Below are 17262 nucleotides of genomic sequence, written 5' to 3' on the forward strand. Positions count from 1 at the left end.
TTTGAAATGAACGCATTCAGGAAAACCGCACTAGGGCTTTCGACGGCGCTGCTTCTGTCGCCGATGCCAGCGGCCATGGCCCAGTCGGGCGATGCCGTGACCATCGTCTTGCCGGGCGGTCCGGACCGTCTCGATCCATGCGAGACTCCACGCTCGGTCATCGGCCGCATCATCAAGCAAAACGTCGTCGAAACACTGGTCGAGCTGGACTACGCCAAGCAGACCACCGTGCCGCGCCTGGCAGAGAGCTGGGAGCAGACCTCGCCGACCGAATGGCGCTTCAACCTGCGCAAGGGCGTGAAGTTCCATGACGGCACGCCGTTCGATGCGGCGTCGGTCGTCTACTCGCTCGAGCGCACGCTCGATCCCAAGCTGACCTGCATCACCCGCACCAAATATTTCGGCGGCGTCGACATCACCGCCAAGGCGGTCGACGACAATACCGTCGTCTTCACCACCAAGACGCCGATGCCGATCCTGCCAACGCTGCTGGCGCAGCTGGCGATAGCATCGGCCAAGACGCCGAAGGGCGAGTACACGGCCGACCCGATCGGTACCGGGCCGTACGACTTCGTCAGCTGGACCCAGGGCGAGAACGTCAAGATCAAGCGTTTCGACGGCTATTGGGGCGAGGCGCCGAAGATCGCAGAGGCGACTTATGTCTGGCGCACGGAATCGTCCGTGGCCGCGGCCATGGTCGAAACCGGCGAAGCCGACCTGGCCTTCTCGATCGCGCCGCAGGATGCGACAAATCCGGATACGGACAAGGTCTACCCGAACTCCGACAGCGCCATGTTCCGGCTGTCCGCAGACATCGCCCCGCTCAACGACATCCGCGTGCGCAAGGCCTTCAACCTGGCGATCGACCGCAAGGCATTCCTGGGCAGCGTCATCAGCGACAAGGCGGAACTTGCCACCCAGCAGGTCGGCCCGAGCGTGCTCGGCCACAATGCCAAGCTGGTGCCGTGGCCCTACGATCCCGAGCAGGCCAAGGCGCTGCTCGCCGAAGCCAAGGCGGCGGGCGTGCCCGTCGACACCGAGATTCGTATGATCGGCCGCCCCGGCATGTTCGCCAACTCCAACGAGTTCGTCGAGGCCGCTGCCGAGATGCTCCGCGCCGTCGGCTTCAAGATCAAGCTCGACAATCTCGAAATGACGCAGTGGCTGGAAGCGGCAAACAAGCCCTTTGCTGCCAACCGCGAAGCCAACGCGCTTTTGACCATGCACGACAACAACAGCGGCGACGCCCAGTTCACCGCGTTTTTCAAGTACCACAGCGATGGCCGCCAGAGCGAACTCCACGACGCCAAGGTCGACAAGCTGATCACCGAAGCGGGCATGGCCTCGGGCGATGAACGCGCCAAGCTCTACCAGGAGACCTTCCGCTACATCTACGAGGATCTGGTCGCCGACGCGCCGCTATTCCACATGGTCAACTACATGCGGGTCGGCAAGCGCCTCGACTTCACTCCGACCATTGCCAACGCAGTCGAGCTGCAGCTTGCCAAGCTGGTCGTAAAGTCGCCTTCATAACTTTGGGACGGCGCCGGCCGCTCGCCGGCGCCAACCTACCGTTCCACGTACCAGTATCCGGCGGAGGAGGCGGAGCATGGGCAATTTCATCTACAAGAGGTCGCTGCAAAGCCTGCTTTCGCTGGCGCTGCTGATCATCCTCGTCTTCTTCCTGGCCAGGCTGACGGGCTCTCCCGCCGACCTCTATCTGCCGCTCGACGCCACCGAGGAGATGCGCGACCAGTTCAACCAGCGCTTCGGTTTCGACGATCCTGTCTATGTCCAGTTCGGCCGCTTCGTCGTTGGCCTGCTGCAGTTCGACCTCGGCGAGTCGATCCAGTACTCCAAGCCCGCTGTCCAGGTCGTGCTCCAGGCTTTCCCGACGACCCTGATGCTGGCGGCCATCACCATGCCGATCGTCATCGCCGTCGCCATCGTCACCGGCTCGCTCGCCGCTTTCCGTCCCGGCGGCATGTTCGACCGTATCGCCAGCCTGATCTCGCTGATCGGCGCGAGCACGCCGAACTTCTGGATCGCGATTGTCGGCGTGATCGTCTTCGCCGTGTGGCTGCGTGTGCTGCCGACCTCCGGGACCGGCACGCCGTGGCACTGGGTCCTGCCGATCGCTGTCCTGTGCCTCAGGCCGACAGGCGTGCTGGTTCAGGTGGTGCGGTCGTCGATGATCACCGCGCTGTCGTCGGCCTATGTGAAAACGGCGCGCGCCAAGGGCGTGCGCTCCAGGGCCATCGTCTTCGTCCATGCGCTGCGCAACGCGCTTTTGCCCGTCATCACGGTCGCCAGCGACCAGGCTGCCGGCATCGTCAACGGCGCGGTCATCGTCGAAACCGTGTTCGGTTTCCCCGGCATCGGCAAGCTGATGATCGATTCCGTGCTGTTGCGCGATTTCGCCGTCATCCAGGCCGCAGTCCTCGTCACGGCACTTGCCGTCTTCATCATCAACATCGTTGTGGACATCACCTATGCGCTCGTCGATCCACGCATCCGGCACAGCTGAGATGGCCAGGCCCGCACAGGCAGCGCCGTCGGCATTCCGCGACATTGCGTCGAGCCTCGCACGCGACAAGGTGGCCCTGGTTTCCGCTGCCTTCCTCGTCGTCGTCATGATTTGCGTCGTCGTCGGCCCGACGCTGCTCGCCGACCAGGCCCGCGCCATGAACCTGATGCAGCGCAACGCCGCACCGTTTTCGCTCGACCGTCCTTGGCTCTACATCCTCGGCGCCGATGCGCTCGGGCGCAGCGTGCTTGCCCGCATCATCGTCGCCAGCCAGAACACCATGCTGATCGCCGGTACCGCGGTGCTCACCTCGCTGGTGATCGGCGGTGCGCTCGGGCTTGTTGCCGGCTTCAAGGGCGGTGCCATCGGCGCGATCCTGCTGCGCCTGGCGGACGCCATCATGAGTTTTCCGTCGCTGCTTCTGGCCGTCATCGTGCTGTTCGTGTTCGAGCCGGGCGTCGCCAACGTCATCCTGGTGCTTGCCATCTCGCGCGTGCCGATCTTCCTGCGCACCGTGCGCGCCGAGGTGCTAGAGCTCAAGGAACGCCTGTTCGTCACCTCGGCCCGCGCCATGGGTGCTTCGACCCCGCGCATCCTGTTTCGCCATGTCGCCCCGATGGTGCTGCCGACAGTCATCAATCTCGCAGCACTTGAAATGGCCTTCGTCATGCTCGTCGAATCCGGCCTGAGTTTCCTCGGCATCGGCATCCAGCCGCCCGAGATCACCTGGGGCCTAATGGTGTCGGACGGGCGCAACTACATCGGCTCGGCCTGGTGGGTGGCGTTCTGGCCGGGCCTGGCGATCATGCTCGTCACCATGTCGCTCAACCTGTTCTCGAACTGGCTCCGCGTCGCCACCGATCCGGTCGAACGCTGGCGCCTGCAAACATCGGCGGAATGACAATGTCAGAACCACGCCTTCTTGAGGTCAAGAACCTCAGCATCCAGTTCCCGACGCGCAAGGGCATCGTCCATGCCGTCAACGACGTCAGCTGGTCGGTCGACCAGGGCGAAACGCTGGCGATCCTTGGCGAAAGCGGCTCGGGCAAGAGCGTCAGCGCTTCGGCGGTGATGAACCTGATCGACACGCCGCCGGCGGTCATCTCGTCGGGACAGATCCTGTTTCGTGGCCGCGACCTGCTGCAGGCAAGTGTCGAGCAACGACGGCTGGTCAACGGCAAGAACATTTCGATGATCTTCCAGGACCCGCTCGCCGCCCTCAATCCGGTCTATCCGGTCGGCTGGCAGATTGCCGAGACGATGCTTGTCCATGGCATCGCGCCCGACACGGCGCGCCGGCGCGCCATCGACCTGCTTGGCCGTGTTGGCATATCCGACCCCGAGCGCCGGGCGCAGGATTATCCGCACCAGTTTTCGGGCGGCCAGCGCCAGCGCATCATGATCGCGTCGGCAATCGCGCTGCAGCCAGACCTGCTGATCGCCGACGAGCCGACGAGTGCGCTCGACGTCACCGTGCAGGCGCAGGTGCTCGACCTGATGAAAGAGCTGCAGCGCGAGAGCGGCATGGGCATGGTCATCATCACCCATGATCTCGGCGTGGTCGAGAAGGTGGCGGACAAGGTGGTGGTCATGCAGGCCGGTCGCATCGTCGAGGCCGGCGAGGTGGCCAAGGTGCTGTCGCAGCCGAGCAATCCCTATACGCAGCGCCTGCTCGATGCGGTGCCGGGCCGCCATGGCTTCAGCGTCAACAAGGCCGCCGAGGCTGGGCCGACGCCGCTGCTCGAGGTCCGCAACGTCTCCAAGGTCTATTTCGGCCGGCTCAAGCTGTTTTCGAGCGCGCCGCAGCCGCAGGTCCGCGCCGTCGACGACGCGAGCTTCACCCTGTCCATGGGCGAGACGCTCGGCATCGTCGGCGAGTCCGGCTCAGGCAAGTCGACGCTGGCGCGCATGCTGCTCGGGCTCGACGTGCCGACGGCGGGCTCGATCGACTTCGACGGCAAGGACCTGCTCAAGCTGTCTGCGGCCGAGACCTTCAAGGTTAGGCGGCGCATGCAGTTCGTGTTCCAGGACCCGACCGCCTCGCTCAATCCGCGCATGACCGTGCAGCAGATCGTCTCCGAGCCATGGGCGATCCATGCGGGCGTGCTGCCAAAGCAGCAATGGGGCCAGCGCGTGGCCGAATTGCTGCACAAGGTCGGCTTGCTGCCCGAACATGCCGAGCGCTACCCGCACCAGTTCTCGGGGGGACAGCGGCAGCGTATCGCCATTGCCCGTTCGCTGGCGCTGCAACCGGAGCTGATCGTCTGCGACGAGGCAGTGTCGGCGCTCGACGTCTCGATCCAGGCGCAGATCATCGACCTGCTCAAGGAACTGCGCCGCGAGATGGGCCTGTCCTACGTCTTCATTGCTCACGACCTCGCGCTGGTCAGGGATTTCGCCACCTCGGTGGTGGTGATGTATCAGGGCCGGATCGTCGAGCAGGGGCCGACCGAACAGGTCTATGGCAACCCGCAGCACGACTACACCAGGCGTCTGCTGGCGGCGAGCAAAGTGCATCCGGGCGCGCTGGCGGCCTGAGATGACGGCGGTTCCCGACCCCACGGCCGAACTGCCGGTAGCCATCGCCGCGCGGCCCGCGCCGGGCTTGGGCGCCTTGTTCCTGACCTGCCTGAAGATCGGCTTGCTGAGCTTTGGCGGAGGGCTTTCCGGCTGGCTCTACCAAGAGTTCGTTGCGCGCAACCGCTGGATCAGCGACGAGGATTTCGCCAGTTCGCTGGCGATTTCGCAGATGCTGCCCGGCGCCAATGTCGTCAACCTGGTGATCTGCATGGGCGACGAACTGCGCGGTCTGGCCGGCAGCGTCGCTTGCGTGCTGGGCTTCCTCGTCGGCCCGTTCTTTGCCGTGATCGCGCTCAGCGCCCTGTTCGACAGCCTGCCCGACGTCACCATGCTGGAGGCGGCGTCGAATGGCGTGGCCTACGCCGCGCTCGGGCTCTTGCTGGTGATCTGCCTCAAGGGTGTGCAGCGTGCGACGAAGTTCCCGCCCGGCCTTGTCGTCATCGCCGCCGTGGCAATTGCCGTCGGCCTGTTGAAGCTGCCGCTGATCCCGCTGGTCCTCGTGATTGCGCCGGTCAGCGTCGCCCTTGCCTGGCGCAGGAGCTGAGATGCGCGACGACGACCTTGTCACCCTGATCGCGGTTTTCGTGCCGTTCTCGCTGCTGTCGATCGGCGGCGGCTCGGCGATCATCGCTGGCATCCAGCACGAATCCGTCGCCGTTCACGGCTGGATCAGCAGCCGCGAGTTCATCGACCTGTTCGCCATATCCCGCGCGGCACCCGGGCCCGGCACGATGCTGGCGACGCTGATCGGCTGGAAAGTCGCCGGCTGGTGGGGCGCGCTCGCCGCATCCCTGGCGCTGTTTTTGCCGTCTTCGCTGCTCTGCTACGGCGTCATCAAGGTGTCCAACGCCCACAAGGCGAAGCGGTGGCACAAGGCCATGCGCGAGGGCCTTGCGCCGGTTGGCGTCGGGCTGGTCATCGCCGGCGTGATCTCCATTTTTCGGCTTTCCGGCGGTGGCCTTGTGGCCGCAGCAATCGCGGTTGCGTCCGCCGCGATCCTGACCTGGATGCCAAGGTTCCCGACACTCGGAATTCTGGTCCTGGGTGCTGCCACGACATCGGCGCTGTACAGCCTGGGCGACTGATTGGCTTGGGCGGACAGCGCATGCAAGAGCGGCCCGCTTGGACTTAGCCAAGTCGGGCCGTCTGCATTGCGCGGTGGGCGTTGGGGTGGGGCAGCCGACGCAATACTCACACCTAGGATTTAAGGCACCGCGCCGGCGCACTACCCCACCTTCCCAAGCTCGAATCTACGCCCTTCGGTGGCACAGAGACAATTAGCTCATTGGATGGGTTGATGTAGCTTGTTCGTCTGATGGAGCGGCTGGAGCCGAGCTCAAGCGTGAAGGGTGGCAGCGGACGAGTACGACGCGGATTCCGCCTTTCTTGCCGTCGACCGACATCGACCGGCGACGCCATCGCGCTGCCGAACTGCGCCGCGAATTGAGGCGGAGTGCTGGGGCGCTTTCGGGCCTCAGCGAACGCGATCGAAGAGTAGCGACGTCGGCGCCGGATGGAGCAGCCATTTGCCATCGACGAACGTCTCTTGCCCTCAGGCGACCTATCAAGGATAGCAGTGTGGCGGAGTCGCGACAGAGGATGATCCGATGCTTGAAAGAATAAATCCCGATGCCCGGTGGAGTGACGCGGTTGTCGTTGGCAACCTGATATTCGTCGCTGGCCACACCGCAGAGAAGACGCGAGGCCAATCGGTGCGCGAACAGACGGAGGAAGTCCTCCAGTTGCTCGATGAGACGTTGGCGCAGGCTGGGGTGACAAAGAGGAACCTCGCCATGGTGCAGATCTATCTGGCTGATATGTCGAACTTCGACCAGATGAACGAGGCCTGGGACAGATGGGTCATTGCCGGCGAGGCGCCGGCGAGGGCGACGGTCGAATCCAGGCTCGCTTATCCTGATCTCGGTGTGGAAATCACTGCGGTCGCCGCCCGGTAGACGAGGTACCAGAACGCCACAGCGTGAAGGGTGAGCCCACTGACCGACGAACGCGCAGGAAAGTTGGCGGATTGAGTACGAGCGCTTTCGCGGGTGAATTCTGCGCAGCGAGTGGCACGAACTGTTTCGCGGTCTTGGGTGGTGATTGTTGGAGCGGTCCTCCACTTCGTCATCCTCGGGCTTGCCCCGGCGGCGCCTGCGATCCATCTGCACCCCTCAAAAGAATAGGCCGCACTGAGGCGGCCTATTTTTCAACTCAATGCGTGAATGGCGTGGGCCAAACTCAGCTACAGCCTGACGTCGCCCCACAAAAGGAATTAGGGGTCGGCATATTTATCTAGGGGAAACAGTATCTTGATTGTTGGCATACCTGAAAAGAGTATGCCGGGGGCCCGTCATCCAACCCAACACAGCGTGATGAAGCTTAGCTGCGAATCTTCGGATACCGAACGCCGCCATGTTTGCGGACCGAACTACCCGCCAGGCATCGCAACCACGTATGTACCTCCGCTCCCCTTCCTTTGCAGGACCACATTGATCGCGGCGAGCTGACGGGCCTGGGCTGCCGCATCTGCCTGGAAGTCGTGCCGCACACGAAGGTTGCGCGGCGGCGTCCAGGCTCCAAATCCTTGATCCAAGACAATTGTCGCGCGGGCGCCGTTTTCGTATTCGACCCTCAGGTAACGACCATGAGGTACTTCCTTATGCTGCAGCGAGGCGCGAAGTCCTCGCTGTCTGCCCAGAAGCGTCACCACATCGTGCTGATCGGCAGCTTCCCGCCAGTCGTGCCAGAGCTGCCACGGATCGCCCCGTTGCTCGAGAACACGCGGCGGACGAGTTTCGACAATGAGTTCCGCTTCGGTGGATCCGGAACTGGAAGCAAGATGGCTTACGGTTTCGATCAACAAGCGGGCGACGAGCGGAGAAGAAACATACCCGTCCTGATAGACGATCCGCGAAATGGGGACATTCTCCCATGCCCCGCACTTCTCCAGCAGATCACCTAGGAGTCCGGCTGCACGCGCGCCGAAAGTTGAAAGGTCGAGGTCGAGTTCGGTTCCGACCTCGATCAACTGCGCACCGGGTGGAGGTAGCAAGTCTTCGAGATCAATAGCGGAAGTTGGGGCCTCGATCGGCATGGCCGCCTTCGCTAAGGGGCGGTGTATGGGGCGGCCCCATGTCGGCCCCATGGCGCATGCGTCCTCCTCAGACGATGTCCAAACAGCGCAAGACGCGTCTCCCTCCACCGCTGCAATGGCGACCGAACCGTTTTCGAACAGCGGCGCATCTGCTGACACAAGGGATATCTGATAGCGTAGAGCAAAATCACGGAGCGCCAGCTTCTCGGCCGAGTTGAGCTGCATTAGCTTTGCCTTAGGCAACGCCAGGCGCACTCGATGCCCTTTCAAAGACCAGGACAGGAATTGCTGCTTCGGACCCCAGTCGGTTGCTGCCGATGTGGCATGCCATTGCGGAAGGAAGATTGTGAGCTGGGACTGGGCGGCGCGGCCAAGCTCGCGGTGGATTTCATCAATCGGCACCAGAGAAAGCTCGGCATCAGGTGCGAACTTGTCCCGGTCGTCGAGGTCGAGGGGAAAGCTGAAATGCTTCCGAACGAAATCAAGTGCAGCGCGGCGATCGAGTTCGTCTTTTCCGTCCGGCGCGTCCGACGTTAACACGCAGGATGCGCAGCCTGACTCGCAACCCGGTGTTTCGCAATCGAGGATTCGCTCCGCACGCTTGATGACAGGACGCATCATAAATTCGAACGACGTGGCGAAACCGGCACCGCCGGCAGCACGGTCGAAGAGGAACAGCGAGACTGCGTCCGCGCCCAGTCCATTACGACTCCTGGTGACCGCGAATCCCATCTCGTCGGCTTCGATCCCGAGTTCCTGTGCCAGGGCCTCGCGCAGTGCGATCACGAGCGCATTGGCACCCGCACGCCGCAGCGGATGCTGTGGCTGCAGTTCCAGGACGTCAGTCGTTATCTCGTGGCCGAGTGACACATTCCGTTTGATGGCGAACGGACGCTCATTGCCCGGACAAAAATCTTCACCCTTTCGGTAGCGCAACGGCTTGTGACCGACCAAGGCGGGCGGCGGAGTGGCTAGTCCGTGATTGTCCATGTCGGCTTCGGCCCGCCCGCAATGCAGGCAGATCGCGTAGCCATATCCGCTTCCGCCGCCACGATTGGAATAGTAGACCAAACCTTCGCTGCTGCAGCGGAAGCGACCGAGCTCCGGAACCGGCAGACTGCCCCACGGTGTCCCTCTCGTCGATGCGATAGGGTCTTCCGGCGGCACATAGGTAGGCGTGTCGGTTTCTGCATGGGCCCGCTCCCGCGGGTCGACGGAAAAGCCCGCCGGACGGAGAAACTCGATCGTCTCCGGTTTCTCGGCACCGCAGACATGGCAACAATCTGGTCGTCCACCACGTTTTGTATCTGACGCACCGCATTCCGCGCAGCGCCAATGAAAGCGCAGGCTCTGTATTTCGGCGATGCCTTCTTCGCTGGCCGGCCTCTTCCAGTTCAGCGTGACCCCGGCGGACTTATGGACAAGCCCGTCGAGCACGACTTCGGAACCGGGGGCGTAGTCCCGAATAGCGAGATCGAGAGAACGCTGTGGGCCGACCGCCCTCCGATGACGGTTTCCGTCCGGAGTGGTTTCGTCGGGCAACTTGAACTGCTTGCCCGGGAGAAACGTCACGACATCGCTTGGGAAGCCGTGCCCGGGCAAAAATCCCCTGTCGGCCAGTCCGCTCAAGAGGAACTCGCCGCAAAGACGCTTGAGTTCGACGGTCATACGCGTCTGGCCTGCTTCCCTGACGCCTTCGTCCTTGGCGAGCGCGACGAGTCCCTCCCAGTCTGCAACGAAAGTCCTCGTCGCCTGGACAATGGCGTCCCGGGTATTCTGAATCAGCGTCAAGTCGCGTTCCAGGATCGACCGCTTCGTGAGGTGATTGATCCTTTCCTGATGGGCTTGCGCCGTTCCGGGTCGCTCGAGCCACTCCACGAAGATCTCGACCGGACGATCCGCCCTCAACGGCCGGGACTCCTTGATGTCGGCAGGGCATCCCAGAAACGCACCGATCTGCATTTTTAGTGCATCGCCGGCCCGCTCGCGCATGAAGGCGCCCAGAAGGTATGCATTCACGTGACGTTGCACGATTGGTCGGCTGCTTAACGTCACCTTGGGCGCAGCCATCGAGCGCAGCAGGAAACCTGAAGGGTCGCGGAAAGCCTCCCGATCGAGCGGCCGATCCTTGCAGAAGGTGAAGGCGAGCGCCACAGCCTGGCCGCGGCGACCGGCGCGGCCGACACGCTGACGATAGTTTGCGATGGATGGCGGCACGTTCGTCATCATCACAGACGAAACTGAACCGATGTCGACGCCCATCTCCATCGTGGTCGAGCAATTCAGGATGTTGATCCTGCCGTCCTTGAACTCTTGCTCGTAGCGACGCAGGCGGCGGCTGTCTTGTTGAGCGGAATGCTCCGCCGAACGTGCGTAGTCGGCAAACAGCGCTATTCGATCGGAGAAGGCGAGCCAGAGTCCCTTGCCCTTTAGTTCATTGATTGTCGGATCGGCTTCGATCCACTCTCGAGTAACCTTTCGCAAGGATTCGAGATCGACGCGGCCAAGCATCGGGGACGGGTGACGCGGCAGGGATATCGGGAGGGCATGACGCCGATCCTCTGTGCCATTGTCCAGTCCGTACGGTGTCAATCCAAAGGGCGCGGCATCGAGGATGCGCCGCGTCACGGAGCAATGGAACCCCTGGATCAGGGGCGCGACGAAAGCCTTGTCGAAATCGAAGATGCGCCGCTCTGGATCGGCCGAAAATGTCGACAGAACTTGCCGCCAGGCCGCCTGCAGGCATTCGTCGAGATCGGCGCGATCGGTCGCCGAACCCAAGTCAAGTCCGAGGCCCTGAAGCAAGAAAGCGACCGGCCGCGACCTTGGGTTTGCACGAAAGTGGCCGTTTGGCCAGGCGCGCAGCCTTTTGTCGCCGTATGTATCGTCTTCCGGTCCGACCAGCGAATGTCGGTGGCTTTTGTGTGCGATCCAGTGGTGCATCTGCTGATCGATCGCCACGAAGCCGTTGGCGCGCACGAAATGCGTGAGGACCGCGTCCAGGTAGGATCGCCATTCCTCGATCGTCTTGCCACGTCGCCGGAATGCGTCGGGAAGCTGGGATGGCGTGAGGCGATCGACAGCTGGGTGGCGCAGCCGGGCAAGCCCAAGCGTCTCGACGGAATTCGCCCGCTTCGGGCGTCGAGAGAACTCGCGGAGCAGAAGAAATTCGGCTGTCTTGTGTGCGCTCGTGAAGAGTTCTTCATCTCTCGACTGCCAGATCGGCAGAATCCACTCCGATACCTCGATCCGCTCGGCCAGTCGGCTCACAAGCTCCGGCCAGGCGATACCATCCGTGCGTCCCGCTGCGAGGGCCTTCAGTTGTGCCTTGTGAGAAGCGATCATGCCTTGGAGGGCGGGAACACGAGATTGAGCGAAAGCGGTCTCCAGTCCGACGAGATCCGCTTCGACCTTCGCAATCTCCTCGGCAGCACCAGGTGCAGGCATCATCGATGCCTGCACCTGGTGATAGACGAAGGAACGCACGAAGTTGCGTTCGGCCTCCACCTGAAGCTTGGCCGCCATGCGCGCGGTGCCCTGCCTGCTGTCAGTGAAGGAGAGCAGCCGCCGTCCGCCGCTGGGCAACTGGACACCCTCCGACGCCTTGGCGGGCTCCACCCCCTCAAGCAGGATTGGAGCGGCGTTGCCGAGAATGAACGGAGCGCCGAAGCGCAGAGGCCTCAGCCGCCTCGCTTCGTGATCCTTCCCGGGCCGGGGCTTGCAATGTGGGCATGCACGGCTGCCGAAATGATCCTCGCAATGCAGTGTGAGGCCGTTTTCGGCAGGCGCATCGACGACACGCCACCCTTTTTGTCGATCAAGCCAGAAACTGCGCGCCGCAGGCGTTGGATTGGCGGCAAAGAGGCGGTCTAGTTCCAACTGGCTGTCTTCATCATCCGCCCGCTCGTCGCTGTCGGGATCCTCGGATTCATCTGCCTCACCGTCGTCGCCTTCCCGGGCACGGTCGAAAGCAAACTCGTCCCGCGGCGGGTTGCGAAGCGGCGCTGCAAGGCGCGAACCTCTCTCGGTTCCTTCGAGATACGCTTCGCCACATTCCGTGCAACTCACGATTTCCAGCACTGGCGCGCCACAGCACGGGCATTTGTCCGCACGGTCTGGCAGGATGTCTCCGAAAGGCCAATCCGGTGGCCGCCTGTCGCAACCGGAATTGATGCAACTCCAAACGCCTGCGACAGCCCGCTCAAATGCGTGGAGGCGGATAGGAGCGAGGCGTACCTCTTCACCGATGTCGTTGCTGCGCGCAGCTCTCGACAGCGCCGTGACAAGATCCGGTGGGGTCACGTCAAAGCGTCGCGCCGGCGCTTCGAAAGCAGCCAAGGGAACGCCGCCTGCAAACAGCCTTTCCACCAGGCGCCAGGTTTCTGCATCTCGCCCCAGAGTATCGAAGAGTTGAGATGGGGTAGCTTGCCGAATGTCCGTCTTCCCTTCGGAAACGGTATCCTGAGGACGAGCGGGCATCATGCGATGCCCTTCGATCACATGGACCTGGCTGTCCGGAATGCCTGCGACATCCGCCAGGAACCTCTGCAGGTGTTCGCGCACCTTCTCGCCCGATCCGATCGTGGCCGAGGTCGCGACAAAGCGCACCTCATCCGGTTTGACGTCGAATGCCAGAAGGACACGTCGAAGAAGCAGTGCGATCTCCGCCGCAGCCGCGCCGACCAGCGCGTGAGCCTCATCGAGGACGATCCATTTGATCTTGCCCTTGGATGTCTCGATGATCGGCTGGTCTTCCCGACGCGCCAGCATGTATTCGAGCATAGTGACGTTGGTGACGAGAATGGGGGGAGGACTCGTCCTTAGTTGCACGCGATCGATGACCTGCTCGGGCGTGTTCCGTCGCGCGGAATCCCTAGCGTCCTGGGGCAGATCTCCGTTGTAGAGACAGAACCGAATTTTGCCCCCGAAAGGTTTCGTCCACGCCGACAGCCGCTCCTTCTGGCTTTCGATGAGCGCGTTAAGCGGGTAGAGCATGATGGCCTGAACACCTTCGAGCGATCCACGCCCGGCTGAAGCTTGGGCCGCCAGGTCGCTCAGAATCGGAAGGAGGAAACACTCCGTCTTTCCTGAACCCGTTCCGGACGTCACGAGAACCGATTGCGGATTTGGCATGGTGAGACAGCGCCAGGCGTCTGTCTGATGCCGGAACGGCTTGCGACTCTTCGGAAAGCGATAGTCGTGGCCCTCAGGAAGGGCGTCCAGCGCCTCGACGAGATCGTGATGCAGCAGTTTTCCAGACAGCGCCACCATCGCTTCGGCCGAGGTGACGAACGGATGGGCACCCTCCAGAACAGGCTCCTGCAGGAGCGAGCCGGTCCGGCTGCTTCCCGCCAATAACTCTCGCAGATGACGACGCAGGCCGTCATGTGCCAGACCAGACTGTGCAATAATGGCTTCGGCCGTTCGCCGTTTTACCTCTTCAAGAATTTCAAAAGGGGTCATTGGGATCCCATCAGCTGTAATAATCTAGGAAATGGGACCATGCGCCCGCGACATATGCTGGGTCCGAGCGCAGCGCCTGCCGAACGATCAGAGATTGCTCTCGGTCTACCGAGAATTTTTCGTGGACGCCAAGGGCGAGCAAAGCAGGTGCAAAGAGGCCGGCAAAGGACTCGTGAGATTTCGACGCAATGTCCTCGTGGATACGTATACCTCGCGATGCCAGAGATGACGCAATGTCGTTCGGCATCTCGCTGCCTCGGTGAAATTGAGCCGCTACGTAACTGCTGGTCAATTCCTTGAGCGATGGCCTGCCGGGCGAGACGGCGGATGGCAATCCGATGCGTGCAAAAATCGAAATGAGAGCGGGCTCCAGCGCCAATAGACCATCACGAAGCGACGTCAGCCGCCCGAGCGCCGCACCTGCCGCTTTCTGAGCCCCGAGAACGGGCTCTAGAGCCTCCTGGACCGCAGCGTACTCAGCATGAAACACCGTCGCCCAGCTCTTCAGCGGCAACCCCATCCACAGAAAGGGGAGCTCGTCCTGCAGTGCCCAGATAACGCTGCGGTCACCCTCATCTCTAGCGCTGACCAGAAGGCGAAGCGCGGCCTCCGGAACCTCGGGTAGCAGCTTCAGGGCATCAAATGCGCTGGCTGGCAGGCCGTTCAGGTTGAGAGCGGCGTCAAGTAGCCATTCGAGGTCCTCGGTCTCATCCTTTCCCTGCCCGCAATGCCGCAAGGCGATGACGAGCGCTTGGCGCCGCTCCTCATAGTCGGAGATTGAAATGCAGGCGGCCAGGCCTCTAGACGAGAGCCCTGCCTGACTTGTTCGGCTTAGGGGAGCTGGTCGGGAAACGACATCGATTCCTTCCCTCAGATAGACTAAGCACGGCCCGAAACAGCGTTCCGGCAAACGCCACAACCCGAAAACATCGAGTTCGAGTTCATGTTCGTACGCCGGCTTCAGGAGCATCCGTCCAACGAGGCGCACCCCGGCACCATTGTGAGACGTCCAGCTGACTTTTCCGTCAATGATGCTGAGCTGCTCGTAACGATAGCGAGAAACGCGGATCGGCAGGCGGAAATCGCCGAGGAAGTCTAGCTCGACGAGGTCGTCCTGGTTCGGCAAGGTAGCCAAGGTCTCGCTGATCGCAGCCCGTAGAATTCCGAGGGGCAGCTCGCCATCGATCTCTTTCTTGAAACCCGACCTTGAGCCCTTAGGCGCGACCTGAAGCGTCGTCTGCCGCGGGGCGATTGCGATTGCGCCACGCAATTGAGACAGATCAATACGAGTCCCCGGCTGAATGACCCCGCCGTCCGCGAGGACAATGCCGGCCTCTCTCCCTGCGAGCGGGACAACAATGTCGAACGCGGGTCCGCCCGGTGGCTGCAATGTGAGAGGTAGGCGGTAGATCGGTCGCCCGGGGAATTGGATCGTCAGCCTGCCAGGCTCGATCTCGTGCATCTCGCGGCACGGATCTCCACTCGAGACTTTCCACCCAGGCAAATTGTTGAGGCGAATCTCACCTGCTTGCATTGCGGTCATCGCGCCCCGGATGGCCGCATTCTCCGGGATTAGCGACAGCAGGCGCTTCTCGATCTGTATGCCTGCTTCGGGATCCCGCCATGATAGCTCGAACAATCCTAATCCACGCAAGGCTCCGTTTAGAGGCTGCCATTTGCCCCCGGGACGTCGCTGAAAGAGTTCTCCCGGTCTCGGCTGCCGCGTCTTTCCTCGCTCCTCACGGATCATGGGCGCGACAGGAGACAACGCGAGCTCAAACCGGCCGTCGGCGAGTTCGAAGCCGGGGCCTGCCATAGTCGTCAGTTCGAGCTCTTGTTCTCGGCTATCGGTGTTCGGCTCTATCCTGAAGCGGACTGACTCGTGTTCATTCGCCCGGAAATAGGCGGTGCCGCTGAGACGTATGAGCTTGCAAGCGATCGTCGGCACATCTTCGATCTCGGCGATGACACCTTCTGACCCAGCTTCCACCGTCCAGTCCCTTGGAACTAGCACATGGAGCGTTTTGGCCGGAGAGCTCACGGAGCCTGCTCGAATAAACCGTAGAATCGTCCGATCTGGCGTCGACCCCTCATCCTCCTGGAACACCAGAACGTCGGACCTTAGTGCATCTCCCCTTGGCCATGTCCAGAGCGTGGGGGCTCCCTCGGGTGCGGTAAGAGAGACAGTGACAGGTGCCACGAACGGGTAGTCAACCAGAAGTCTTGCGACGCGCGAGGACGGATGGATCCTCCACCGCCGCTGCTCTCCGATCGGGGGCTCCAGCAGCGCAAGCTCGCCGCCATAATGTTTGCCAAGTTCGCCCGACGGAATTGCGCGCAGCCTTGCTCCCATAGAGGGGGCTGTGAGACGGGAGACTGAAACCTCGCCATCGGCCAGGATTTGCACGGCAGGTCGCCATTGGCCATCCTGTTTGACAAGGAACCGACGGGCTTCCACCCCTTCTGTGGCCAGCCCGCTTAACTTCTCGTCGAGAAGATCGGTCAAAAGGCCAGACACCAGTCCGGAATCCTTGGCCGCGACGTACAGAGGAAGCTCATCCAGCCAGCCAGGGTGCTTGACATCTAGAACCGCCGAGTTGGCGATTTTGCCGCCTCCTATGTCTTCGGCTTCGCGTCGTAGCTGAATGAGGCGTGCTGCGAGTTCTGCACACAGCTCGATGAAGTCGTCCCGCTGATAGCTCTTGCGCATCCGGCCACGTTCTTCGTCGGCGATCGCGAGGATATCCTGGTGGGTGTCGAGGCGATGGGTGATCGCACGGCGCATTATCGTCCGGAGATAGAATTTGAGCCAGCCTCGCTCGTTCTCAGTAAGGATTCGCACCGGGAATCCGCCTTCGAGAGCCAGCGTTAAGAGGAATTCACGGGCGTTGTCGCTGGTCCGAAGCTCGCGGCGCCAATATCCGAGCCCAAGGAGTGTGAGTTCTTGCTTGCTCGGATAGGGGACCGATGGGAAAATATCGGGGGCCAGTTCATTCCATCTGAGAAAAGTCGACTCGGATTCACGCCTGAACCACTCGGCGCAGAATGCGACGAACAGGGCGCCGGCGCGCCGGTCCGGCGTTACCAGCCGACCACTGCTGGAAAGCTCGTGCAAGATTCGTTTCGCTGCACCATATTCGGCGTCGACCATGCGGTAGCGATAAAGGGGCTCGCCATTCGGCTGCGGCAGCCCTCTCGCGCCAAGATAAGCGCGGAGCCATTCGCGAACAGGGCCCGACGACAATGGTTTTGACGCCATCCTTGCACACCCGCTTGTGCGGGCAGCGCGGCGTAGCGTCACCACCTCTATTTGCAGTTCCAGTGCATCATCGCTTGTTCGGCTCTTTAGTTCCTGGTTCAGAATTTCCAGAAACTGTAAGTCATCCCGACGCTGCTGGAACATCTCGGCGAGCTGCTCGTCTAGCAAAGACGACAGATCGGAATATTCTCCGCCCAATTCTCCACCCTTTTTTCCCCACCTTAGGTTGCACGAATTATCTGCGAAAGGAACCCAACCTTGAAGCGGGCTCCGGAAAGGGTGTTCAAACCCTTAGCCGGATATCCGCAATAATCGCCGTGCGCGATTTCCGAATGGGCT

General features: G+C 62.1%; 9 protein-coding genes. 7 read left to right on the top strand and 2 right to left on the bottom strand.

Annotated features, from left to right (window positions below; genetic code table 11):
* The first annotated feature begins 6 nt into the window (after window positions 1-6).
* The 7 genes from IHE39_RS05145 (at window position 7) to IHE39_RS05175 (ending at window position 7062) form a co-directional block, all read left to right on the top strand.
* A complete protein-coding gene (locus tag IHE39_RS05145) occupies window positions 7-1533 on the top strand; it encodes an ABC transporter substrate-binding protein (RefSeq protein WP_246485382.1) in 1527 nt (508 codons plus the stop codon).
* Window positions 1534-1609: 76 nt separating this feature from the next.
* Entirely contained in the window at window positions 1610-2527 is a 918-nt protein-coding gene (locus IHE39_RS05150) for an ABC transporter permease (protein ID WP_184769009.1), read from the top strand.
* Window positions 2493-3428, top strand: a complete 936-nt coding sequence (locus IHE39_RS05155) for an ABC transporter permease (RefSeq protein ID WP_184769010.1) — start codon at window positions 2493-2495, stop codon at window positions 3426-3428. Before IHE39_RS05150 ends, IHE39_RS05155 begins: the two co-directional genes overlap by 35 nt.
* A 2-nt stretch (window positions 3429-3430) precedes the next feature.
* Entirely contained in the window at window positions 3431-5065 is a 1635-nt protein-coding gene (locus tag IHE39_RS05160) for an ABC transporter ATP-binding protein (protein ID WP_192565710.1), read from the top strand.
* A gap of 1 nt (window position 5066) precedes the next feature.
* Window positions 5067-5651, top strand: coding sequence for a chromate transporter (locus IHE39_RS05165; protein WP_192565711.1), 585 nt, complete (start codon window positions 5067-5069; stop codon window positions 5649-5651).
* Between the two features lies 1 nt (window position 5652).
* Window positions 5653-6192: a chromate transporter gene (locus IHE39_RS05170; protein WP_192565712.1), complete on the top strand. Its 540-nt coding sequence runs from the start codon at window positions 5653-5655 to the stop codon at window positions 6190-6192.
* Between the two features lie 522 nt (window positions 6193-6714).
* Window positions 6715-7062, top strand: a complete 348-nt coding sequence (locus IHE39_RS05175; protein WP_184769014.1) for a RidA family protein — start codon at window positions 6715-6717, stop codon at window positions 7060-7062.
* A gap of 473 nt (window positions 7063-7535) precedes the next feature.
* Here IHE39_RS05175 and IHE39_RS05180 read toward each other — a convergent pair whose 3' ends face one another.
* The gene (locus tag IHE39_RS05180; RefSeq protein WP_192565713.1) at window positions 7536-13664 is read right to left on the bottom strand and encodes a DEAD/DEAH box helicase; all 6129 of its coding nucleotides are present in this window, start codon (window positions 13662-13664) and stop codon (window positions 7536-7538) included.
* Between the two features lie 10 nt (window positions 13665-13674).
* Window positions 13675-17121 carry an STY4851/ECs_5259 family protein gene (locus tag IHE39_RS05185; protein WP_192565714.1) on the bottom strand — a complete coding sequence of 1149 codons (3447 nt, stop codon included), beginning with the start codon at window positions 17119-17121 and terminating at the stop codon, window positions 13675-13677.
* Window positions 17122-17262 lie beyond the last annotated feature (141 nt).

It is taken from the genome of Aminobacter carboxidus (assembly GCF_014863355.1).
Classification (GTDB): domain Bacteria; phylum Pseudomonadota; class Alphaproteobacteria; order Rhizobiales; family Rhizobiaceae; genus Aminobacter; species Aminobacter carboxidus.